Raw genomic sequence first — 21,640 nt, 5'->3', positions numbered from 1 at the left:
CGGGCAGGGCACGCTGGAGCTTGGCGGCAACGACGGTCTTGATGGCAGGGGTTGGACGGCCTGTCGCGGCAGGACTGTTCGATGCTGAGCTGGACGTCGCAGCGCTCAGCGGATGCACCGGTCTTTCTCGGAGGCGACGGCGAACCCGTTGTGCTGTTACATGGCGCGACGATGTCGTGGCGGGTCTGGGAACCGTTGCTTCCGTCGCTGGTCGAGCGGCATCGCGTATTGGCTCCGAACTTGCTGGCGCACATCGGCAACCCCGCGCTCACCGTTGTCGTCACGCTGGACGATCTCGTCGATGCGGTAGAGGTGGAGATGGATCGGGCAGGGTTCGGCACCGCGCATATCGCTGGGAACTCCCTCGGAGGGCTGGTGGCGATGGAGTTGGCGCGGCGGGGGCGCGCGCGTTCGGTTTTCGCGATTTCCCCAGCCGGCGGCTGGACTCCTGCGGACGGTGAGGCGATCAGCCGGAAGGTCGCCAACCAGCAGTGGCTCACCCGCCGAGTCCATCGGCTGATTCCGTTCATGATGCGGTTCGAATGGGCACGGCGGCAGGCATTTCGGGATGTGGCACTTCGAGCGGACAAGCTCAGTCCTGCAGCGGCTGTCACCTCGTTGCAAGCAACTGCCGCGGCGACGATCTTCGAACGCATCACCGGCGTGGTGGTGGCCCGGTCCTATGGCGAGCTCGGCGCGCCGGTTCTGATCGCATGGCCCGAAGAAGACCTGATCATTCCGCTGCGTCCGCATGGGATGGGCTGGCGCGCCTTGGTTCCCGATGCCCGCTGGGTCGAAATCGGTGGTGTCGGCCACGTGCCGATGATCGATGAGCCAGATCTTGTGAAGCGCCTGCTCACAGATTGGATCGATGACCTGCAATAGATCAATGAGGGCGCGACAGCCCGAGATGTGAACGATTCAATGCAGATGACTAGTGAGGAATTCGAATGACACCGAACAGCACGCGAACCACAGGCCCCCGGAGGGCGGAGACCAACCACGTCGGAGTTCTGATCGTAGGCGCGGGCTTCTCCGGCCTCGGGACTGCTATCGGGTTGTTGCAGAGCGGATTCGACGACTTGCTCGTCATCGAACGGGACGCTGAGGTCGGAGGCACATGGCGCGACAACGTCTACCCCGGCTGCGCGTGCGACGTACCGTCGCGGCTGTATTCGTATTCGTTCGCGCAGAAGCCGGACTGGAGCAGGCGGTTCGCGCCACAACAAGAGATTCTCGACTACCTGAACGATTGCGCCGACGACTTCGGCGTGCGCCGGCATATCGACTTCGATCGCGCTCTCGAGCGAGCAGACTGGGACACCGAACGCCAGCTGTGGCAGGTGCAGACCAGCGCCGGGCCACTGATCGCGAACGTTCTGATCATGGCCCAGGGGCCCTTGTCCGAACCCGTCGTCCCGAGGTTGTCAGGTCTGGAATCATTCGGTGGCCCTGTGTTTCATTCCGCGCGATGGAATCACCAGTTGGACCTCGCGGGGCTTCGCGTCGGTGTGGTCGGTACCGGCGCCAGCGCTGTGCAGTTCATCCCACATCTGCAACGGCAGGCCGCGCAGGTCACGGTGTTCCAGCGGACGCCCTCATGGATCACGCCCCGTCGCGACCGTGCGATTCCCGCCTGGCGGCAGCGGCTGAACGGGCTGCTGCCGGTGCTGGACAGAATCTCGCGCGCCTGGGAGTACTGGCTGCGCGAACTATCGGTGCCGGGGCTGATGGGCAACAAGACCTGGCTCGAGATCGGTCGACGTGAGGCCCAAGAGCATCTGCGGAAACAGGTGTCGGATCCGATACTGCGTGCCGCGCTCACTCCCGACTACGATTTCGGATGCAAACGTGTACTGCTCTCCGACGACTACTACCCCGCGTTGACGCAGCCTAACGTCAGTATCGTCACCCAACCGATCGACCGGGTCGAGCCCGGGCGCGTGGTAACGAATGGCGCGAATGCCGAAATCCACGACGTGGATGTACTGATCTTCGGCACCGGATTTCACGTCACTGACAGTCCGTTCCAGCGCATCGTCTTCGGCACCGACAAGCGGAGCCTGGAAGAGGCGTGGCGCGACGGTCAGCAGGCATACAAGGGCACGACGGTCTCGGGTTTTCCGAATCTGTTCTTGATGGCGGGACCGAATACGGGAGTCGGCCACACCAGCCTGATCTACATGATCGAATCGCAGATCGCCTATCTGATCAGTTGTTTGACGATGATGCGGAGCCAGGGTGTCGCCGCCGTCGACGTACGCGTGGGCGTCCAGGCGGCATACAACGCCGGGTTGCAGCAGTCGCTCGAGCCATCGGTCTGGGCCAGTGGAGGCTGTGTCAGTTGGTACCAGGACCACCGGGGCAATGTCACGACGATCTGGCCGGGCCATACCTGGCGGTATCGGCGCGAGACCGCGGCATTCGATCCGCAGGCCTACGAGCTGATCCGAGCGGACGCAGTGACTCCGGTCTGATGAACAACGGTGCGGCTGGTCGCCGTCTGCAGGAACTGCGGCCAGCCCGGTGGCTGATCTTCATCGAGACGGTGAGCGCCGTGGTCCTGGGGGTGATTACCCTGTCGTTCTCGTACCCGGGCGCTGGTGAACCGCCGATATTGGTGCAGCTGTTGGGTTTGACGTTCCTGGTGGGAGCCTTCGCCGCGAATCTCCATGTGTGGCGCGGGATCATTGTCAGCGAGCTGATACCAGACGCTGGTGAAGTCTCCGCTGCACAACAGCTGCGTCAGCGGATGGCCGACGAGCAGCGACTGCGTAGGGCAGCGGTGATGTACCCGGTCGCGATCTTCGTACTCGTCCCACTGCCCACAGCGTGGCTGTGGTTCTGGTTCATCCTCACCATCATCGCCACGGCGGTGAGCGTTGTGGCGCTCCTGCGAATATGGCAAGCCGACGTACGTCGTCGGTAGGAACGGCTCGGGTGGTCAGCGGCGTAGTGTCGGGTCCGCGGCACCGCTGATCACGTCGGCGTACCAGCGGAACAAGCGAATGGGCTGTGTAGGTTCCGATTTCAGTAGCTCGGCCCAGCACGCAGCGGCTATGGCCCGCGCGGCGGTGCCGATCCAGGGCTGGGGAAGCAGTTGGGGTGGCAACAGCGGATCCGGTTCCATGGCACGGGTGAATTCGGCGGCCAGAGCGACGGCGCTGGTCAGGCGCTCGGTGTGTGACGCGGTGCGCAATTGCACCAGGACGCGTTCGGCGGTATCGAGCAGGCGGCGATGGCCGTCGGCGATCTGCTCCAGCGGCCACAGCTGCTCGGCGAGGCCACGAGGGTCGCTGATACCACCGATCTCGAGATCGGAGCTGGTCAGCATGGTGACGTGGGCGACGATACCGAGTTCTGTCGCGGTGGACCGTATCCGGTCCTCCCATGGATTCGCCGAGACGTAGAGCCCGCCCTGGATCGGCACACCGCCTAGGCGCACGATGGCATCGCGCATCGCATCGCGGGCCTGTCTCGCGGACTCCGGAACGCCGAACGCGGTCAGATGCCACCGCCCGTCCCAGCAGACCTGCCCGCGGTCCTGGTCGTACATGTACCGGACGAATTCGAGATCGGGTTCGATCGTGGCGCGGGTGAGTTCGGTGGCGCGCAGGACTGCTTTGCGTCCGCGACCGTCCTGTGTGAACCGGCCTTCCGCGCTCAGACGTTTGATGCACAGCCGAACTTGTTGATCACTCATACCGAGCGCATTGGCGACGTCGTACAGTTCGCCGGCATCGATCGTCGCGTCCTCGCGGATCATGCTTTCGACGAGGACCCGGGTGGAAATCTCGGTTTCGTTGCCGTTGTCCATCGCTCACCTCGTCTCCGTGCACAGCACCGCACTGTACTCGTTCATTCAGCGTACTCTCGCGGACTTTGCGATCGTCGGTCGTGCGCACGAAGTCGGGTTTCGTGCGCACGACCGATTACGCGATCGATTCCTGCTCGACCAGGTAGATCGGCGATCCGGCGTCGCGGCCGAGTACACTATTCAGATCGTCGAAGAACCGGTGCGGATCGATGACCGCTTCGGGGGCCTGAACCCCCGGGGTGCGTGCGGTGCCGTCGATGACCTGAGACATGCCCAACGCCAACGGGATTCCGGTTGCGCGAGCCATATCTCCGAGGAGGCTTCGAACCGGATCCGTGCTGGGTCCGGTCAAGTCGAGGTGCGCGAGGACTCTGTGGTCGCGGCCCTGTTTGGTGCCGGTGGCGGCAGCGAAGAACGGCGGCAGCGTGCCGGGCCCTTTGGTTCGCAGGGCCGTCGGTATCGCCCGGAGGCCGCGGAATGCGTTGGGCTGGGCCATTTCCATCGCAGCGGTTTCGTTGGTGAGTTTACCGCTGTCGATATCGCGGCGCAGGGTGTCTAGGTAAGCCACAGTCCACGGCTTGATAATCATCAAGTTGACTGCGCTGCCACGAGGTTTGACGGTGCGGTGCAGGGTGATCGGCTCCGGATGGCCGACGGTGTACGCGGTACCGCGCCGACCGCCCGGCAGGGCGAGGGTGACTGGGCTCAGTGGGCGGTGGTCGGCCAGTCGCCCGTCACGAACGGCGGTGATCGTCCCGCTGGATTGCTGCATCCAGTGCACCGAGGCAGCGGTCGGGCTGCCGTCCGGTCCGAGGAACAGGTCATCGCCCTCGGTGTCATTACCCGCCCCGTCGACATCGACCGGCCACGCGGTGTACAGGTTCTGCACGGTGTCGAGTTCGGCGGCGGCGGTGACCGCGAGCAGATTGCTGATTCCAGGGCTCGCGCCCATGCCGACGACGGCGCACACGCCCTGATCCCTTGCGGCACTGTCGAGTTCGAGCATCTGCAGTGTCGGTTCCCAGTCATCGCAGATGTCGAGATAATGGGTTCGAGTCTCGATTGCCGCCCTCAGCACGGTCAGGCCGAAGCGGTAGTAGGGGCCGACAGCATTGAGGACCAGATCGACTTCGGCGAGCGCCTTGCTCAGTGTCACGTCGTCAGTGACATCGACTTCGATCGCTCGTACCGGCACCGAGGACCGTGCCAGTCGACGCGCCAGCAGTCGGGCGGCACCGAGATCGCGGTCGGCGATCACGATCTCCTCGACTCCCGGCAGCGTGAGCGCTGTGTGTACCGCAACCGCTCCCATCGCACCAGGGCCACCTAAGGCGAGGACTCTCATCGTCGAATTCCTAACTGTTGGTTTCTCATGACCTGTGTTGAATCAGCGGGCGGGCTGTTGCTCGACGTAGCGACGGAGGTTGTCGAGGTATCCGGATGCGTACAGTGCGCGTGGGGCGAAGAGGGCGACCGCGACGGTGCGCAGTCCCTGGTCGTTGTCGAGGTCCGCCTTGACGATGTTGTGGGACGCGTCGGGGTACTTCTCGATGGTGAGTAGGTCGCGCGGCACCAAGTCTTCGTAGACCTGGGCAGTCTCGGAGACATCGACGTTGAGGTCTTGTTCGCCGAGGACGAGGAGGACGGGGATCTTGACCTGCGGTAGGAATGCGGTCACGTCGGAGAGGTAGTTCTTGCCGACGAAGCGCCAGCGATCCTCTGACATGGGCGAGGAGTCGACTCCGGAGGCGATGTACTGCTCGTAGGTTGCGTTCTCGCGGAGCAATCGGAGGGTGTCGTTGCGTCGTCGATAGGCCGAGTCGATATCGGCGGCGGGGGCGTCGCGGTGTCGTAGTTCGGCCGCGGTGTTGTATTCGCCTTGGCGCTGCCAGTTGATCGCCGCGCCGACCAGGATCATGAACTGCAGGTCTGGATGGCGGGAGGCGACTTCGGGCATCACCCAGCCCGCCTGGCTGATGCCCCACATTCCGAGCCGGCGCGGGTCGATGTCGTCGCGGCCGCGTGCCCAAGCGATGGCGGCTTCGGTTTCGACCGCCCGGTCATGCATGCTCTGGTCCAGCCAGTTGCCCGGCGCCTCATTGACGCCAGGTTTGTCCCAGGACAGCGAGGCATATCCAGCGCTCGCGAAGGACTCCCAGATCGGGCGATAGAACGAATCCCGGGTGGCGTCGGCGGGGCCGTCGCCGTGCACGAATACGACCAGCCCGTAGGGGCCCTTCTTGTTCTTTGGCAACACCAGCGTGGCATGCAAGGGCTGAACGGAGCCGGGGATGGTGACGCGCTGCTCTTCGATAGCGAAGTCGTTGCCAACGAACACCCACACGACCGCGGACCCCAGCAGGGCGATGACACAGCCGGTTGCGATCACCAATCGCCGCATCCAACTACGCCGCGGCCTGTAGGCCGTGTCCGGGTCGATCGAGTTGCCGCGCTCCAAGCCGTGGGAAATCACAAAACTATCGTAGCAGCAACGAACGTTGACGATGTAATAGCAAGACGAGGATGCGGACTCACCGTGGCCGGACAGGCTGAGCGGCGCGCAGGTCCGATGACGACATACATCACTGGAACAGTCAACGGGGCCTGGCACGCAGGCCCAGGTCGTCCTCGCCGCATGCTGGACGCAATTGATGCACCGCGAAACGCTGCTACATGCCTGACCTCGGATGTTTCACAGCTACGCCGATGTCATCCGGCGGGTGAGCACAGTCGGCGACTCCCCGGACCGATGGCATCGCGCCCGCAGACGGGCAGCTGACCGCCGGTGTCGAGATGTCAGCGTGACCAGGGCCAGCGAGGTCGTCGCCACTGCCGGGGCGAACCAGAACTCCACCTACCTCGGCGGGGCGGCATCAACACCACGGTCGCGCCGACGATCAGCGCGGCGCCGAAGCGGACGCGACATTCGTCGCGGCGCTGCTCGCGCAGTCGAGTCGACGCTGGCAGTTCCGATGACATCAAACCGTCCGCGATCATCCGGCGCCAGCAGGCGAGCCTGAGCGCGGGGGCTGCCATCAACAACGAAAGGCCCAATAGCTGCACTTCTTCCGGCGCGACGGCCGTGCCCGGGTCATGAAAGGCGGCGTCATTCCTATGCCGTCACCACGCCTCCCTGGCTGCCATCACTCGCGCTGGGCGGCCGCCGCCGGATTGCCCGGCGGCAGTTCTCATTCGTGGTCAGCGCAGTGGGCTCTCGTGTTCATTCCTCAGGGAAGCCAACCCGATTCGATCATGATAGCGTCGATCGTATCGGGAACGAACGTTTAACGCTGGGGAGATCGATCGTATGCGTGTTCTTGCATTAGGCGGAGCGGGGGCGATGGGAGCCGCCGCTGTTCGAGCTGCAGCGACACTGCTGACCGTGACTGAAATCGTCGTAGCCGACCAGGATCTCGCAGCCGCCCGGGCACTGGCTGTCGAGCTCGCCGGGCGCGGTGTCGTCGTCCGCGCTCTGCGGGTGGACATCACCGACCCCGATGCACTCAACGGCGCCATGCACACCGCTGACGTCGTGCTCAACACCGTGGGCCCCTATCACCGGTTCGGGCCGACGGTGCTGCAGGCAGCGATCCTGACCAGGACTCACTACCTCGACATCTGCGACGATGGTGAACCCACCACGCGCATGCTCGATCTGCACGATGCCGCCAAAGCCACGGGCGTGTGCGCGATCGTGGGGATCGGGGCAAGCCCAGGTGTCAGCAATCTGCTCGCGCTCACCGCAACACGCGGCTTGCAACGGGTCGACAACCTCTACACGGCTTGGCCCGTCGACGTTCCCGAATCTGCCGGAACCGTGGGTCCGCCAGGACCAGACGGCATAGCAGAGGCCGCAGCGGTTCATTGGATGCAACAGATCAGCGGCACCATCACGGTCGTGCGCAATGGCGAGCTGGCCGAGGAGCCGCCATTGCGCGCAGTGACCCTGGACCTACCCGGCGGTCGCGGTGGCGATGCCTACACGGTCGGTCACCCAGAACCGATCACTATGCACCGCACCCTGTTTCCTCACGGTGAGGCAGCCAACCTGATGGTCGTCACACCAGGAACTGCGGCCTTCCTCAAAGTGCTGCGCACAGACATCGACAGCGGCAGACTCACCAACGAGTCCGCCGCGCACGAAGTCACCAAACCCAGCCTGTCGCGGATACTCCGGTCGCTGACCCGGATCAGCTCACGCACATCCCACGGCACACTGCCGCCGTTCTTCGCCGCAGCAACCGGCCACACCGGCACACACGACCGCACCACCATCGCCTACCTCGCCGACACCGGCGAAACAGCGCGGTTGCTCGCAGACAGGGCCAGAGCCACGGGAATTTCCCTGGCATTAGGACTGTCTCAGCTCATCGACGGCACAGCCCGAAAACCCGGCGTGTACCCACCCGAAGCCATCATCGACGCCGACCGCTTCTTCGGCGACCTCGCTACCCGCCTCGGAATGAGCCCGGCTGTGAGTTTGTTCGGCGTCGAGCACACACCCGACCAGGCCGCAGCGACGCCCCGAGACCGAATCGGCCGCATGGGACGTGCCAGCTCATCCCCGATCCGCTGATCAAGGAGCACCATGTCATTACACATCACCGCACCCCGAACCCGCGTCACTGCGATCGCGACAATTCTGATCGGCTCGCTATTCGGTGTCGCGATCAGTTCCTGCACCGACCCGGAGGCCTCCGCCATGGCGCGGTCGACGGCAACTGTGGAGACCCGCACGGTCGATCCGATCAGTCAGCGGCTACCGCACGCGGCACCGACCACCACGCCCAGTAAGACGCGCCCACCCAAGTGGCGACGCGTGCCGCGCCCCGACGGCCCGGGCTGGACAGTGTGCCCTCCCCGCGCCAAGAAATGCTGATGCGTCGGCACGGAAAGAGGGCCCGCGGCTACACGTACTTGGTACCGCATGGAAGGGCAGTGCCGCACCGACGTCGAACCTCATGTGCACAAGCTGATCCGGCCGTTGGGCGAGTAGATCGACCGCGTACTTCCTCACCGGAAACACCGCCCTGTAGTCGACCCTGAACAGATAGGTTGTGCGCGATAAATCTTTGAGATGGTGCCGGACAATTGCTGTCCACCGCGGGCGACAACTTCGAACTCAGGCGCTCGAAGCCCGCATTCGCGCACCTGGTCGGCGCCGCGATCCTAGCCTCTTCGGGACGCACCCACCGCTACGGCCTCATCCGCGGCGGCGACCGCGCCGCGAACAACGCACTGCACACCTTCATCCTGGTCCGCGTGCGCCACGACCCGTGCACCCGTACCTATGTCGAACACCGCACCAAGGAAAGGACTTTCGAAGAAGGAGATCATGCGCTGCCTCAAGCGAGCAGTCGTTCGCGAGGTCTACTGCGTACCGGCGATCCCACCATCCGGCGCCATCAACGAACTTGCTCCTGTCGCTTGACATCTAAGCATCACTCCGATTTCGTCTCGCACCACTGCAATCGACCCGCGCCGTCGCCGCACTGGCCACGATCCGAAAACGCGCACCCAACGCAAGCGCCTGACCCGCCCGGCAACTGCACGGCTTGTTCACAGTCGCCACCGACAATGTCAGCTGTGACGCGCCGCTACTGACAATCCATGACGAGAGCTACTGACATCAGTGACGAATCCGCAGGTCGCCAACTGAGATCGATTCGACGAATCTCACCGCTGCCTGAAGGAGCCGAACAACCGGCGGTTCCACAGGTGCAAAGCGGTTAGATTAGGACTGGGCGCTCTGAAGGTGGACCTCGGGAAGGCGAGAGAGCCGAGGCCGACGGTCGCGGGCCGCCCACCTTACGGTCTACGAGCTCCCTTCTGCGATCGTTTTGACCAGGGAGCGCCACCGAACAGCGACGGGTAGGCGCAATGGAGGGCGTACGGACAGGCCGATGTCCACGACAGGAAGGCGAAGACAATGGGAAGCGACGACCCGAGTGTCAAGAAACTCGCTGTCAACGAATGTTGGGCGCTACTCCGAACCGCGGAGGTAGGCCGCCTCGCCGTATGGGTGGATGACCACCCGGACATCTTCCCCCTCAACTACGCGGTCGATCACGGAACCATTGTGTTTCGATCCGCACGCGGTACCAAGGTGTCCGCCGCGTTGTCGGATGCGCCCGTCGCACTGGAAGTCGATGGCTACATTTCTCAGTCTCACGAAGCCTGGAGCGTGGTGATCAAGGGACGTGCCGAAGGGATCCGGGAGATCGGGGATCTGATGGACACCGTGGATCTTCCGCTCTTTCCCTGGCAGGGCGGTGCGAAGGATTTCTTCCTCCGACTCGTACCCACCATGGTGACCGGTCGCCGGTTTGTTGTCGCCGACCCGTCCGCTTGGCAGAATCCCTTCTCGAGTGTGCGACGGTCTCCTATGGAGTAAGGCACATTCACAGCGATGGCGCCCGCGTGCAGGATCGAAAATGTGCTGTTCGACGAGATTGGGGCGTCGGGTGCACCTGCTTGCCGGACCGTTCGCACGCCCCTGCCAGCGCAGCGAACAGCAGGATCGCGGAATCTCGGCCGCCCTTCTGATGTCGGGTGCCCTACCGAACTACCCACAGCCCCGCCCTCAACGAAGCGCCTCTGACCAGCTAAAACAGCTTGCATGGCAACTAAACCACCAAAATAGCGGTTAATGACCCCGGTCTGGTCAACTCTGCAAATATGACCCACTCACGTAATCGGACACCGAGTACGACGAGCATGGATCTGACCAGCACCGGCATCATGTTGGCCACCTGCGTGTTCTTCCTGTTCGGCCTGACCGCCCTGACCGGATCGTTCTTCCTCGCGATCGCCGCCTCCCTCGGCTTGGCCGCGGCCATGATCGCCTCGACCAAAATGGTCGGACTCGACCGCCTCTAGCCTCGCCGGACCTGCGCCTACTCGATCAGGTTCGCGCTCTTGAACCAGTCGTGGGCGACATCGGCAGGACCTTCACCGTAGATGTCGACGCGACCATGAGTTCCCGCACCACATCATCGGTCAGCCGCTCGGAGATCGTGCCGAGCTGGGACCGCAACTCCGGAGCGCTTCGAGGACTGCGCCGCGGACCACAGCAGTGCCGCTGAGGGCAGAACGACTTCTTGCTGTGTTCGGTGGCGGGAAGACGGGCAGGTCGCGGCTACCGGGTACGAGGCGAGAGGGTCGCCTCGGTGAAATAGCGAAGGGCGCCGCTGGCCGTGATCTGCTCGCGCCAGCTTCTGGTTCGCCGATACCCGGACGCGGCCAGAGTGCGATCGAGCCCATCGAGATCGGCGGCTGTGCCGGGCTGCATTCGCAGAGTCCGCGCCCAACCTGAGGTCCTGGATTCGGGGCCACCGGCGATGTCGCTGCTGTAGACATCGGCGGCGCTGCCACCCACCTCGAGGCGGGCAATGACGTAGAACTCCCCATGCGGCGCCGAGGTCGCTTCCACAGCCTCGCCCCGGTTCTGCGGGGCCGTGCGTACGGTCCCGTGATCGTTTGCGGAGCAGCCAGGCCTTGCGTCCACTGGTCGCCCATTGCCATGTATGCAGCAACGGTATGGCGTATCCGAATCTGGGCGAACACGAGAACCGTCCAGCGAAGCTACGTCCGTACGCGAAATGGGTTCTGTCAGCCGACAACTGGTCATCTGATCACCTCACACCTTTACGGTCGACGCAGTCTAACGCGACTCGCACCACACCACTGCGAATCTCTGGCAAATAGGGCAGAAGGCCCCTGCGAAAGGTCCGGCTGGAGCAGATGGCAATTGCCCGGCACCCGATAGAGTCGGGCTGTTTTCACCAGCCACATCCCTGCTGCGCGGGGATACAGCGGTCAGGCGCCACCTTCGGTGTCGCCAACACCTCGACGGTGGGACGGATCTACGATGGTCGGGCCGATGCCGTAGCCGCCGCGTCGGGCGATGACTACACCGAAATCGCGCCGTCAACCTGACCGCTGGATGCAGTGGATTCGCAATAGAAGGCAGCGGTTCAGGATTCGGATCTACCGCTTCGCGTCGCTACCAGCCGCGTCGGCGCGGCTGGGACCCCACGAGCTGATCAGCCGTAGCGGCTTCTCTGCTGCGGTAAACCACATAGGGCCGGAACAGGTAGCCGATGGGCGCGCTGAACGCGTGTACGAGGCGGGTGAACGGCCACAGCGCGAACAACGCCATCGCGATCAGTGCGTGCACCTGAAACGACAGGGGTGCTTGCATCATCAGATCGCCGCGGGGTTGCAGGATCCAGATGGACCGGAACCACGGGGACACGGTCTGGCGGTAGTTGTGTTCCTCGCCGACGACCCCCGAACCGATCAGTGTCGTGGCCAGCCCGGCCACGATGGCGGCGACCAGAACCACGTACATGATCTTGTCGTTGGTCGTGGTTGCGGTGAAGACCGGGCCGTTGGTGCGCCTGCGGTAGATCAGCAACGCGATCCCTACCAGCGTGGACACCCCGGCGATCGTGCCCAGGGTGATCGCCTGGAGGTGATAGGCGTGCTGACTCAACCCGAGCGCGTCGGTCCACGATTGCGGGATGATCAGGCCGATCACGTGCCCGACGATCACCACCAAGATCCCGAAATGGAACATCGGGCTGGCGATGCGCAACAGCCGATTCTCATACAGTTGCGACGATCGTGTGGTCCACCCGAATTTGTCGTAGCGGTAGCGCCACCAGGTGCCGACCACCACGATCGCCAGGGTCACATACGGCACGATGTCCCAGAAGATCTCACCTGCGCCCATCATCGGCTCCTTCGCGCTGTACTGGATTGCCCGCACCGTCGCGGCGTGGCGGCACGGTCAGGGTGAACGGCTGTAAGCCGATCGCCTCCGCGGGCGGGCCGGCGGCGGCCAGTCGCTGGGCGCGGCGTTGGTCCTGGTCGGTGACCGGCGGCAACGTCAGACAGACCGCCTCGACGGTGGGGGCATACACCGATGCGCGCTCGTTCAACGCACCGCGCAAGATATCGAGGGCGATGCGGTGTTCGCGCAGTAGCCGCTCCCCCGCTGCCGGGTCGACGGTGGCGGCGAATTCGAGTACGACGGTCAGATGATCGGGTGCCTCGGTGGCCGGGGCCGGGGCGCCTGCCTGGCGGTAGGTCTGGGCGAAGGCATGCATCGCTGTCCCTCGGTTTCGGGTGTCGCCGTCGGTCCAGTAGGTCAGATACATGGTCGCGCCGCGGTGCAGGTCGAAGGTGTCGACGTAGTCGGCCTGCAGTGTGAACGGGTCGGCCCCGGTCAGCGCGTCCACGGTGCTGTCCAGCAACCGGCGTGGCTGACCACCCACGTGGTCGAGCAGCGATCGCACCCCGGCGAGCCGGTCCGGCAGACGATCGTCGGGATAGGTCAGCAGTACGGAAGCTGTTTGGCGAATCAGCCGGTGCTGCAGCTGGTTACGATCGGTGTCGGCGTTGCTTCGGAACAAGGCCTTCACGTGTTCGCTCCATCGTCGGAGTGTGTGCGGGGGAACATTCCCTCCGGAACACCGTTGCCGTCCCAGTTGAGCAGGTTCACCCGAGAAGGTCGCGCCGCTGAGCCGGCCGGTTCTTCGCTGGTCTGACGCTGTTGCAACGCGTGGAAGGTCTCGACCGCGACCGGGACCGGCCCGCCGCTGGTTTCGCCGAACGGTCCCGAGTCATACATGCCCGGGCCACCCTCATACGACAGGGCGCAGTCGGTGGCGGTCTCCTCGAGGCGGTGGGCCTCGGCGGCGTAGACACTGGGAATCACGTACCGCTGCTCGTATTTGGCGAGCGCGAGCAGCCGGTACATCTCATACATCTGCTCCTCGGTGAGCCCGACCGATTCGGGGATGTGTGGCTGGGTCTCTCGTCCGAGGTTGATGTCACGCATATAGGAGCGCATGGCGGCCAGGCGCCGCAGCACGTCGGCGACGGGCTCGGGGTCTCCTGCGGTGAACAGCTCGGCCAGGTATTGGATGGGGATGCGCAGCGCTTCCAGGGCTCCGAACAGGTTTCCGAGGTCTTCGCCGTCGTGGCCGTCGCGGCTGACGGCGTCGACGACCGGTGACAGGGGCGGCACGTACCAGACCATCGGCAGTGTCCGGTATTCCGGGTGCAGCGGCAGCGCGACTTTGTAGGTGTGGATCAACGCATACACCGGCGACTTCTGCGCTGCTTCGATCCATTCCTCGGAGATGCCGGCAGCGCGTGCCCCGGCGATGACGCCGGGATCGTGGGGGTCGAGCAGGATGTCGCGTTGGGCTTCATACAGGTCGGTGTCGTTTTCGACCGAGGCCGCTTCGGTGACGCGGTCGAGGTCGTAGAGCACCAGCCCGATGTAGCGCAGCCGTCCTACGCAGGTTTCCGAGCACACCGTCGGCAGGCCGACTTCGACCCGCGGGTAGCAGAACGTACATTTCTCGGCTTTGCCGGTTTTATGGTTGAAGTACACCTTCTTGTAAGGACATCCCGACACACACATGCGCCAGCCACGGCACTTGTCCTGGTCGACGAGCACGATGCCGTCTTCGGTGCGCTTGTACATCGCACCGGATGGGCACGAGGCCACGCAGGAGGGGTTGAGGCAGTGTTCGCAGATGCGGGGCAGGTAGAACATGAAGGTCTGCTCGAGTTCGAGCCGGACCTGTTCGCTGATCTTTTTCAAGATCGGGTCTCCGGGCAGGATTTCCGCTGATCCGCCCAGATCGTCGTCCCAGTTCGCCGACCAGGACACCTTCATCGGTTTGCCGCTGATCACACTGCGCGGCGCCGCGACGGGCATGTGCTCGCCCAGTGGGGCCGAGATCAGGTTGTCGTAGTCGTAGGTCCAAGGCTCGTAGTAGTCCGACAGTGCCGGCATTTTCGGGTTGGAGAAGATGCGGGCGAGTTTGGCCAGTCGTCCGCCGTCGCGCAGGCGCAGCCGTCCGCGGCGGTCACGGATCCAGCCTCCGCGCCAGCGGTCCTGGTCTTCGTAGGTGCGGGGATATCCTTGTCCGGGACGGGTTTCGACGTTGTTGAACCAGACGTACTCGGTACCGGAACGGTTGGTCCAGGTCTGTTTACACGTCACCGAGCAGGTGTGACACCCGATGCACTTGTCGAGGTTCATCACCATCGCCAGCTGCGCCATCACCTTCATGACCTGTCCCCCCGGTCCCCGGAACCTGGGCCCATACTCGTGGAGTTCATCAGTAGCTCACTTCCTGGGAGCGGCGGCGCACAACGGTGACCTCGTCGCGTTGGTTGCCGGTCGGTCCGAGATAGTTGAAGGCGTATGCGGTCTGGGCGTACCCGCCGGCCAGGTGGCTGGGTTTGACGAGCAGGCGGGTCAGCGAGTTGTGGATCCCGCCGCGCCGACCCGTTGTTTCGGTCAAGGGGACATCGACGACGCGTTCTTGGGCGTGGTAGACGAACACGACCCCTTCGGGGATGCGGTGGGAGACCGTGGCCCGGCACACCAGCACACCGTTGCGGTTGACCGCCTCGACCCAGTCGTTGTCAGCGACCGAGATTTTCGCGGCGTCGGCGATACTCATCCACATCGTGGGCCCGCCGCGCGAGAGCGAGAGCATGAACAAGTTGTCCTGATACTCGGAGTGGATCGACCACTTCGAATGCGGCGTCAGGTACCGCACGGTCAGCCCGAGGCCGTCTCGGCCTGACTGTCCGAGGGCGGGTTCGTCGAACAGGCGCGCCATATCCAGGGGCGGTCGGTAGGTGGGCAGCTGTTCGCCGAGTTCTTCGATCCAGTCGTGGTCGATGTAGAAGTGCATGCGCCCGGTCAGGGTGTGGAACGGTTTGAGTTCTTCGATGTTGACGGTGAACGGGGCGTAGCGGCGGCCGCCGGTTTCACTACCCGACCATTCCGGGCTGGTGATCACCGGCACCGGCCGCGCTTGGGTATCGGCGTAGGTGATGCGGCGTTCCTCACTGCCCTCGGCCAGGTGCACCAGCCGGCGCCCGGTGCGCTTTTCGAGCTGACGGAACCCTTCCACGGCCAGACGGCCGTTGGAGGTTCCCGACAGGGCCAAGATGGTGTCGGCCATCCGTTCGGCGGTGTTGATCGCCGGACGGCCCTGGGCCGCTCCGGAATCCATCACCCCGAACTTGCGGGCGAGTTCGTCGACCTCCTGCGTGGGTGTGGTGACCACGCCTTTGGTGTTCAACCCCAAGGTCTCCACGAGCGGGCCCAGAGCCGCCCATTTTTGGGCGATCGCGGTGTAGTCGCGTTCGACGACCGTCAACGGTCCCATCGTTTTCCCCGGTACCGGGACCTCGCCGGTGGCGCGCCAATCATGCTCGATGCCACCGGGGTAGGCCATCGCCGCGGGGGTGTCGTGTTGCAGGGTGGTCATCACGACGTCGGTGCGTGTGCCCAGATGGGTGGCGGCCAGGGTGCTGAAGGCGCGGGCGATCGCGCCGAAGGCCTCGTAGTCCGAGCGTGTCTCCCACGGCGGGTCGATGGCGGCGGTGAACGCGTGCAGGTACGGGTGCATGTCGGTGCTGGACAGATCAGCTTTCTCGTACCAGGTCGCCGCCGGCAGCACGACATCGGAGAGCAGTGTGGTCGAGGTCATGCGGAAATCGATCGACATGAGCAGGTCCAGTTTGCCTTCGGGCACCGGCCGGGAGGTATCGACCTGCCGTGGCACCATCCCCTGCCCGGCCGGAACCGCTTGCAGGTTCGACGATGTCCCCAGCAGATGTTGCAGGAAGTACTCGTTGCCTTTGCTGGAGGACCCGAGCAGGTTGGCCCGCCACACGCTCAGCACACGAGGCCAGTTGCGGGGGTCGTCGGGGTCGGTGACGGCGAGCTTGACGCTGCCGGCGGCGAGTCCTTCGGCGACATAGCCGGCGATGTCCTTGCCCGCGGCGCGGGCCTCGTCGGCCAGATCCAGGCTCGACCGGTCGAATTGGGGGTAGAACGGTGTCCAGCCCATCGCGACCGCCGAGGCCAGCACATCCATCGTGTGTTTGTCGGCGAATCGGCCGCGGCCCAGCGGGCTGGCCAGCGCGTCGGCACGGTACCCGTCATAGCGCCACTGGTCGGTGTGGGCATACCAGTAGGAGGTGCCGGCCATCTGACGTGGTGGGCGTGACCAGTCGGTGCCCATCGCCATCGCCGCCCACCCGGTCACCGGGCGGCATTTCTCCTGCCCGACATAGTGGGCCCACCCGCCGCCGTTGCGGCCCATCGACCCAGTGAGGATCAGCAGAGCCAGCACCGCACGGTAGGTGGCGTCACCGTGGAACCACTGACAGATCCCGGCGCCCATGATGATCATCGATCGGCCGCCGGACTCTTCGGCGTTGGCGGCGAATTCCTTCGCGACGCGGATCGCTTGGCTGGCCGAGACGCCGGTGATCGGTTCCTGCCAGGCCGGGGTGTAGGGCTGGGTCGGGTCGTCATAGCCGGAGGGCCACTGCCCCGGCAGGCCCGGTCGCGCCACCCCGTATTGGGCCAACATGAGATCGAAAACCGTGCACACCCGATGGTCACCGACACGGCGCACCGGCACCCCGCGGGCGATGCTGGTGCCGTGCCCATCGAGGGTGTCGAAGCTCGGCAAGTGGATCAGCGCGGTCTCGTCCTGATCAGGCTGGGCGTGTCTGACGGTGAGGGCGGGTTCCAGATCGCCGAGATCGAGGTTCCACTTGCCCATCCCGGCATCGCCGTACCGGAACCCCAGCGAACCGTGCGGCACCGCGACGGTGTCGGTGGCCGAGTCGAGCAGCACGGGTTTGAACGCGGCGTTGTCCACGTCGTGTCCGAGGTCTGCGGCGGTGAGGTTCTTGCCCGGGACGAGTGTGCCGTCGCGTTCTTCGAGCTTGATCAGAAACGGTAGGTCGGTGTAGCGGCGGACGTAGTCGACGAAGAACGGCACCCGGCGAGCGACGAAGCACTCGGTGAGGATCACATGCCCCATGGCCATCGCCAGCGCGCCGTCGGTACCCGCCGCGCACGGCATCCACTCGTCGGCGAACTTGGTGTTGTCGGCGTAATCGGGGCTGACGGTGACGATCTTGGTACCGCGATAACGCACCTCGGCCATCCAGTGCGCATCCGGTGTCCGGGTGACCGGCACGTTGGAACCCCACATCATCAGATACGACGCATCCCACCAGTCACCGGACTCCGGGACATCGGTCTGATCACCGAACACCTGCGGCGAGGCCACCGGCAGATCGGCGTACCAGTCGTAGAACGAGGTCATCACCCCGCCCAGAAGCTCGATGAACCGCGACCCCGCGGCGAAAGACACCATCGACATCGCCGGAATCGGGGAAAACCCCGCAACCCGGTCCGGGCCATACTTCTTGATGGTGTGCACATGAGCGGCGGCAATCATCTCGGTCGCTTCGGCCCACCCGATCCTGACCAGCCCGCCCTTACCGCGGGCCTGCTGATATCGGGTGCGCCGTTGCGGATCATTTTGGATCTCGGCCCACGCCAGAACCGGATCACCCAGACGCGACTTTGCCTCGCGGTACATCTGCACCAGCACTCCCCGCGCGTACGGGTAGCGCACCCGCGTCGGTGAGTAGGTGTACCAGGAGAACGCGGCGCCGCGCGGGCAACCGCGGGGCTCGTATTCGGGCCGATCCGGACCGACACTGGGATAGTCGGTTTCCTGGGTTTCCCAGGTGATGATCCCGTCTTTGACATAGATCTTCCACGAGCACGACCCGGTGCAGTTCACCCCGTGGGTGGAACGCACCACCTTGTCGTGGCTCCATCGTTGGCGGTAGAAGATGTCGCCCTCTCGCCCGCCGTCGCGGGTCACGGTGCGCCCGTCGGTCGAGATCGTCCCGGGGGTGAAGAATTGGCCGGTGTTGACCAGCAGCTCTTCGAGCCGGCCGCCGGTGTGGGGTGGTGGGGTCACAGAATCTCCTTCGGGTCGGTGCGGTCAACCCGCGGTGGCCGAAACCGGCTCCCTGGCATGCAATTTCGTTGCTGTGAAGATCAACGCGATGACCGCGGTCGCTACCAGCAGCAGCAGACCGACGGTGTAGTCGTTGTCGAGGGGGTCGTAGGTGGCGCCCATGACCAGCGGCGGGAAGTAGCCGCCGAGCCCGCCTGCCGCGGCGACGACACCGGTGATCGAGCCGACCGAGCGGGCCGGTGCGCGGCGCGCGACCCAGGCGAACACGCCGCCGGTGCCGATGCCGAGGAAGACTGCGAGCAAGATGAAGTCGGTGGCCGACCATACATCCGGCGGCGGCTGCAGCACCGCGATCGCGGCCATCACCGCGGTGCCGGCCAAGGAAGCCAGGACCACATATTTGGGTGCGATGCGGTCGGCCAGGGCGCCGCCGATCGGGCGGGCGATCACCGCGGCCAGCGCGAACGCCGCCGTCCGCGCGCCGGCATCGACGGCGGAGAACCCGTAGATCGTCTTGATGTAGGTGGGCAGGTAGTTGCTGAAGGCGACGAAGCCACCGAACACGACCGCGTACAGGAACGCCATCTCCCACGTCACCCGCAGTTTCAGCGCGGCAACGAGTTTAGGCACGACCGGATCGGTATTGGGATGGAATTGCGGTGAGTCGCCCATCATCACAAAGCACACCACGGCGGTGGCCGCGAGCGCTACCGCAACGATCGCATGGGTCGGGAACACACCGAACCAATTGACGAACCGCGGTGTGAAGAACGCCGAGAGCGCGGTGCCGACCATTCCGGCACCGAACACCCCGGTCGCGAACCCGCGCCGCGAGGGCTCATACCAGTTGTTGGCGAAGGGGATACCGACGGCGAAGACTGTGCCGGCGATGCCGAGGAAGAACCCGAACACCAACAGCAGTGGATAGGAGCCGGCCTGTCCGGCCGCGCCGACAGCGAGCACGGGCAGGATCGAGGCGAGGCAGATGGCAATGAACATGACTCGCCCGCCGAAGCGGTCGGTCAACGCGCCGACAGCGATCCGTCCCAGCGAGCCCACCAGGATCGGAGTGGCGACCAGCATCGATGTCTGGGTGCTACTCAGTGACAGGTCACCAGCGTAGATCGTCGACAGCGGGCCGATCATGTTCCACGCCCAGAAGTTGATCGCCGACACCCAGGTCGCCAACGCCAGGTTGGCTCCACGTTTCGCGCCGATCCCGGTAGCAGACCGCGTCACCGAAACCACAGCCAATCCGCTTTCCTGCTCAGGTCCCCGGGTACGGCTACCGATCGCAGCGGCCGGCTGTTTCGCCTCTGCGCCGACCGGTGCATTGCGGCCGCTGCCGGGGGTGGCGTGCTTCGCTCGGTCCCGACTGGTTCTTTCTGGTAGGCCGGCGGTGTGGGCCAGCGCCGCAGGTGCTCCGACCTACGCGCGTCCTCGGAAATCCCTGCCGAGACCTGTCCCTCGCAGAATGGCCCTTCATCTGGCTGGGCGTGCATGCACGTGCCTCCTGTCTGGGACGTATCGCTGATACGTCGTCATCCTCACGGGCCCGGTCGGTGTCCCAATAGGGCCTTTCGGCCCGCCGCGAGTGGGCAACCTGTCACACACGCCGAGCAGCGGCGGGTAGCTCATGTGCGATCTTGGTATGCCAGGCCCATCTGGCGCTGCGCGACATGCCGACTGCGCCATTGCCGTAGTACCCGAACCGCTTCGGCGCTAACGCCAGCTCTCTGGCTGCTGGGTCCCGCGTCGTGACATGGACGCGGGCACCTCGGGCGAGCGCGATCTGCGCGGTGAGTGGGCGCTGCCGCCGCAGCCGTAGATGTCCAGAGCGCCGTTCGCGGGGTGCCTCTGCGGCAGCGCGTGGGACCCGATGTGCCAGCGCACATCAGTGGATGTTGACTCCTCGCCGGAACGTGCAACGGCAACGGCAACGCGGAATCAGCGCGAACCGTGGCGAATTCGGTGCCCCCGTGGCCCCGGCGTTCCACGGGGTAGCCCGACCGCGGGCACAGGTGCTCTGCCCCGTGCAGGCAGTGCCGGCATGCACCACTTGTCCGTCGCAGCCACAAAATGCCGACCCGGTCACCGACCCTGACGGTGACCGGGTCGGGACGGAGACGACCTTCGCGGCCACCTCGTGTCGTGGCGCCACCGCCTGTCGATAGACCGATCCGCGTATTCCTTCGCCTCGATCTCACCTCGAGCGAACCGCTCCGCCAGCACATGCTCGCCTAACGGCAGCACCGGATACGCGCAGCGCTCGCTGTCCGTCCGATACAGGTATCGCAGGGCGAGCGCGAAACCAACGATCAACAAACTCCAGAACACGACCATTCCCAAGCCCATCCAAGGGTATCCCCAGCTACTGACATCATGGTCGTACCAGTACATTTCCGGTCTTCCTCATTCCGTGTTCCGAAACCATGCGACACTGCGGTTGTCGGTGCTGTAACCATGACCCTTGCGGTCGCGGCGAGGTAAGGGCCGACAGACACCATCGGGGACTACCTATTCCTCCCAGATGACTTTCGTCGAGGCCGGCGAGGACCAACGCCTCTCACCACAAACCAGACGCTGGAGGACAGTTCTCTCGAGCGACCGGGGAAGTGTCCCGGTTCACACAAACCTCGGAGGAATCACCGTGAGCGACAGCACTTCCAGCGTGGCGTACCACAGCAAGCCGGGCGAGAGCCTCGCAGATCCCTACAACATTCCCGGGATTCTGCTCTTCTTCACCGGAATCGTCGGACTCGCATCGACATTGACAGCAGCAGGGTCCGGGTTCAGCGGCTGGACCACACTCGGGGCGATCGCCACAGCGTTGAGCTTCACCGCGAGCATCGCCGTGTTCGTCCTCGAACACGAGCGGCTGCGTAAACTCGCCAGCCGCCGCTGAGCGGCCCGGGTTCGTCCAGCTCCGCCGCGCGGGGCGCAGCGGACGGTTTGGGATGTCTGGCCGTGAAACGGTTCTCAG

The 21,640-nt window shown here is 64.7% G+C and carries 17 protein-coding genes and 1 pseudogene; 9 read left to right on the top strand and 9 right to left on the bottom strand.

Annotated elements, in window-relative coordinates; translation table 11 throughout:
- The first annotated feature begins 81 nt into the window (after positions 1-81).
- From NI2_RS08480 to NI2_RS08470, 3 genes are all read left to right on the top strand, one after another.
- Positions 82-885 carry an alpha/beta fold hydrolase gene (locus tag NI2_RS08480; RefSeq protein ID WP_133734199.1) on the top strand — a complete coding sequence of 268 codons (804 nt, stop codon included), beginning with the start codon at positions 82-84 and terminating at the stop codon, positions 883-885.
- Between the two features lie 65 nt (positions 886-950).
- The gene (locus NI2_RS08475; RefSeq protein ID WP_084476165.1) at positions 951-2,477 is read left to right on the top strand and encodes a flavin-containing monooxygenase; all 1,527 of its coding nucleotides are present in this window, start codon (positions 951-953) and stop codon (positions 2,475-2,477) included.
- The gene (locus NI2_RS08470) at positions 2,477-2,929 is read left to right on the top strand and encodes a hypothetical protein (RefSeq protein WP_067488158.1); all 453 of its coding nucleotides are present in this window, start codon (positions 2,477-2,479) and stop codon (positions 2,927-2,929) included. The genes NI2_RS08475 and NI2_RS08470 overlap by 1 nt, the downstream gene beginning before the upstream one ends.
- A gap of 15 nt (positions 2,930-2,944) precedes the next feature.
- Here the strand turns inward: NI2_RS08470 and NI2_RS08465 are convergent, their stop codons facing one another.
- The 3 genes from NI2_RS08465 to NI2_RS08455 form a co-directional block, all read right to left on the bottom strand.
- On the bottom strand, positions 2,945-3,817 hold the full coding sequence (locus NI2_RS08465) for a DNA-binding transcriptional regulator (protein ID WP_067488155.1): 873 nt from the start codon (positions 3,815-3,817) through the stop codon (positions 2,945-2,947).
- Between the two features lie 115 nt (positions 3,818-3,932).
- A complete protein-coding gene (locus NI2_RS08460; protein ID WP_067488153.1) occupies positions 3,933-5,162 on the bottom strand; it encodes a saccharopine dehydrogenase family protein in 1,230 nt (409 codons plus the stop codon).
- A 42-nt stretch (positions 5,163-5,204) separates the two neighbouring features.
- Positions 5,205-6,209 (bottom strand): alpha/beta hydrolase family protein, encoded by a 1,005-nt coding sequence (locus NI2_RS08455; protein ID WP_067488339.1) that lies wholly within the window; start codon positions 6,207-6,209, stop codon positions 5,205-5,207.
- A gap of 915 nt (positions 6,210-7,124) precedes the next feature.
- Between NI2_RS08455 and NI2_RS08450 the strand changes: the two genes are divergently transcribed.
- From NI2_RS08450 to NI2_RS33665, 5 genes and pseudogenes are all read left to right on the top strand, one after another.
- Entirely contained in the window at positions 7,125-8,393 is a 1,269-nt protein-coding gene (locus NI2_RS08450) for a saccharopine dehydrogenase family protein (protein ID WP_084476163.1), read from the top strand.
- 12 nt (positions 8,394-8,405) lie between these two features.
- On the top strand, positions 8,406-8,696 hold the full coding sequence (locus tag NI2_RS33675) for a hypothetical protein (protein ID WP_133734198.1): 291 nt from the start codon (positions 8,406-8,408) through the stop codon (positions 8,694-8,696).
- 203 nt (positions 8,697-8,899) lie between these two features.
- Positions 8,900-9,248: pseudogene (locus NI2_RS33670) on the top strand (transposase); the annotation flags it as partial.
- 498 nt (positions 9,249-9,746) lie between these two features.
- Entirely contained in the window at positions 9,747-10,211 is a 465-nt protein-coding gene (locus NI2_RS08445) for a pyridoxamine 5'-phosphate oxidase family protein (protein WP_067488151.1), read from the top strand.
- A 323-nt stretch (positions 10,212-10,534) separates the two neighbouring features.
- Positions 10,535-10,696: a hypothetical protein gene (locus NI2_RS33665; RefSeq protein ID WP_157104658.1), complete on the top strand. Its 162-nt coding sequence runs from the start codon at positions 10,535-10,537 to the stop codon at positions 10,694-10,696.
- 259 nt (positions 10,697-10,955) lie between these two features.
- Here NI2_RS33665 and NI2_RS33660 read toward each other — a convergent pair whose 3' ends face one another.
- The 6 genes from NI2_RS33660 to NI2_RS08415 all read right to left on the bottom strand — a co-directional run bounded on the left by NI2_RS33660 (position 10,956) and on the right by NI2_RS08415 (position 19,896).
- Complete coding sequence (locus tag NI2_RS33660) at positions 10,956-11,249, bottom strand: hypothetical protein (protein ID WP_067488149.1); 294 nt, start codon at positions 11,247-11,249, stop codon at positions 10,956-10,958.
- Between the two features lie 573 nt (positions 11,250-11,822).
- Positions 11,823-12,554, bottom strand: coding sequence for a respiratory nitrate reductase subunit gamma (narI, locus tag NI2_RS08435; RefSeq protein WP_067488147.1), 732 nt, complete (start codon positions 12,552-12,554; stop codon positions 11,823-11,825).
- Positions 12,541-13,245, bottom strand: a complete 705-nt coding sequence (narJ, locus tag NI2_RS08430) for a nitrate reductase molybdenum cofactor assembly chaperone (RefSeq protein ID WP_067488145.1) — start codon at positions 13,243-13,245, stop codon at positions 12,541-12,543. The genes narI and narJ overlap by 14 nt, the downstream gene beginning before the upstream one ends.
- The gene (gene narH / locus NI2_RS08425) at positions 13,242-14,912 is read right to left on the bottom strand and encodes a nitrate reductase subunit beta (protein ID WP_067488143.1); all 1,671 of its coding nucleotides are present in this window, start codon (positions 14,910-14,912) and stop codon (positions 13,242-13,244) included. The genes narJ and narH overlap by 4 nt, the downstream gene beginning before the upstream one ends.
- A gap of 49 nt (positions 14,913-14,961) precedes the next feature.
- Positions 14,962-18,657, bottom strand: coding sequence for a nitrate reductase subunit alpha (locus NI2_RS08420; protein WP_067488141.1), 3,696 nt, complete (start codon positions 18,655-18,657; stop codon positions 14,962-14,964).
- A gap of 24 nt (positions 18,658-18,681) precedes the next feature.
- Positions 18,682-19,896, bottom strand: coding sequence for a nitrate/nitrite transporter (locus NI2_RS08415; protein ID WP_067488338.1), 1,215 nt, complete (start codon positions 19,894-19,896; stop codon positions 18,682-18,684).
- 1,411 nt (positions 19,897-21,307) lie between these two features.
- Here NI2_RS08415 and NI2_RS08405 point away from each other — a divergent pair.
- Positions 21,308-21,562 (top strand): hypothetical protein, encoded by a 255-nt coding sequence (locus tag NI2_RS08405; RefSeq protein WP_133734197.1) that lies wholly within the window; start codon positions 21,308-21,310, stop codon positions 21,560-21,562.
- Positions 21,563-21,640: the final 78 nt, after the last annotated feature.

It is taken from the genome of Nocardia ignorata NBRC 108230 (assembly GCF_001612905.1).
GTDB lineage: Bacteria > Actinomycetota > Actinomycetes > Mycobacteriales > Mycobacteriaceae > Nocardia > Nocardia ignorata.
Note: the sequence above shows the minus strand (reverse complement) of the source record. Positions and strands in the feature narration are given on the sequence as shown.

Bases quoted from the DNA above. Each gene is read 5' to 3' on its own strand.
- NI2_RS08470 (WP_067488158.1), top strand. From the start codon at position 2,477: ATGAACAACGGTGCGGCTGGTCGCCGTCTGCAGGAACTGCGGCCAGCC.
- NI2_RS08460 (WP_067488153.1), bottom strand. From the start codon at position 5,162: ATGAGAGTCCTCGCCTTAGGTGGCCCTGGTGCGATGGGAGCGGTTGCG.
- NI2_RS08465 (WP_067488155.1), bottom strand. From the start codon at position 3,817: ATGGACAACGGCAACGAAACCGAGATTTCCACCCGGGTCCTCGTCGAA.
- NI2_RS08475 (WP_084476165.1), top strand. From the start codon at position 951: ATGACACCGAACAGCACGCGAACCACAGGCCCCCGGAGGGCGGAGACC.
- NI2_RS33665 (WP_157104658.1), top strand. From the start codon at position 10,535: ATGGATCTGACCAGCACCGGCATCATGTTGGCCACCTGCGTGTTCTTC.
- narI (WP_067488147.1), bottom strand. From the start codon at position 12,554: ATGGGCGCAGGTGAGATCTTCTGGGACATCGTGCCGTATGTGACCCTG.
- NI2_RS08450 (WP_084476163.1), top strand. From the start codon at position 7,125: ATGCGTGTTCTTGCATTAGGCGGAGCGGGGGCGATGGGAGCCGCCGCT.
- narH (WP_067488143.1), bottom strand. From the start codon at position 14,912: ATGAAGGTGATGGCGCAGCTGGCGATGGTGATGAACCTCGACAAGTGC.
- NI2_RS08480 (WP_133734199.1), top strand. From the start codon at position 82: ATGCTGAGCTGGACGTCGCAGCGCTCAGCGGATGCACCGGTCTTTCTC.
- NI2_RS08445 (WP_067488151.1), top strand. From the start codon at position 9,747: ATGGGAAGCGACGACCCGAGTGTCAAGAAACTCGCTGTCAACGAATGT.
- NI2_RS33675 (WP_133734198.1), top strand. From the start codon at position 8,406: ATGTCATTACACATCACCGCACCCCGAACCCGCGTCACTGCGATCGCG.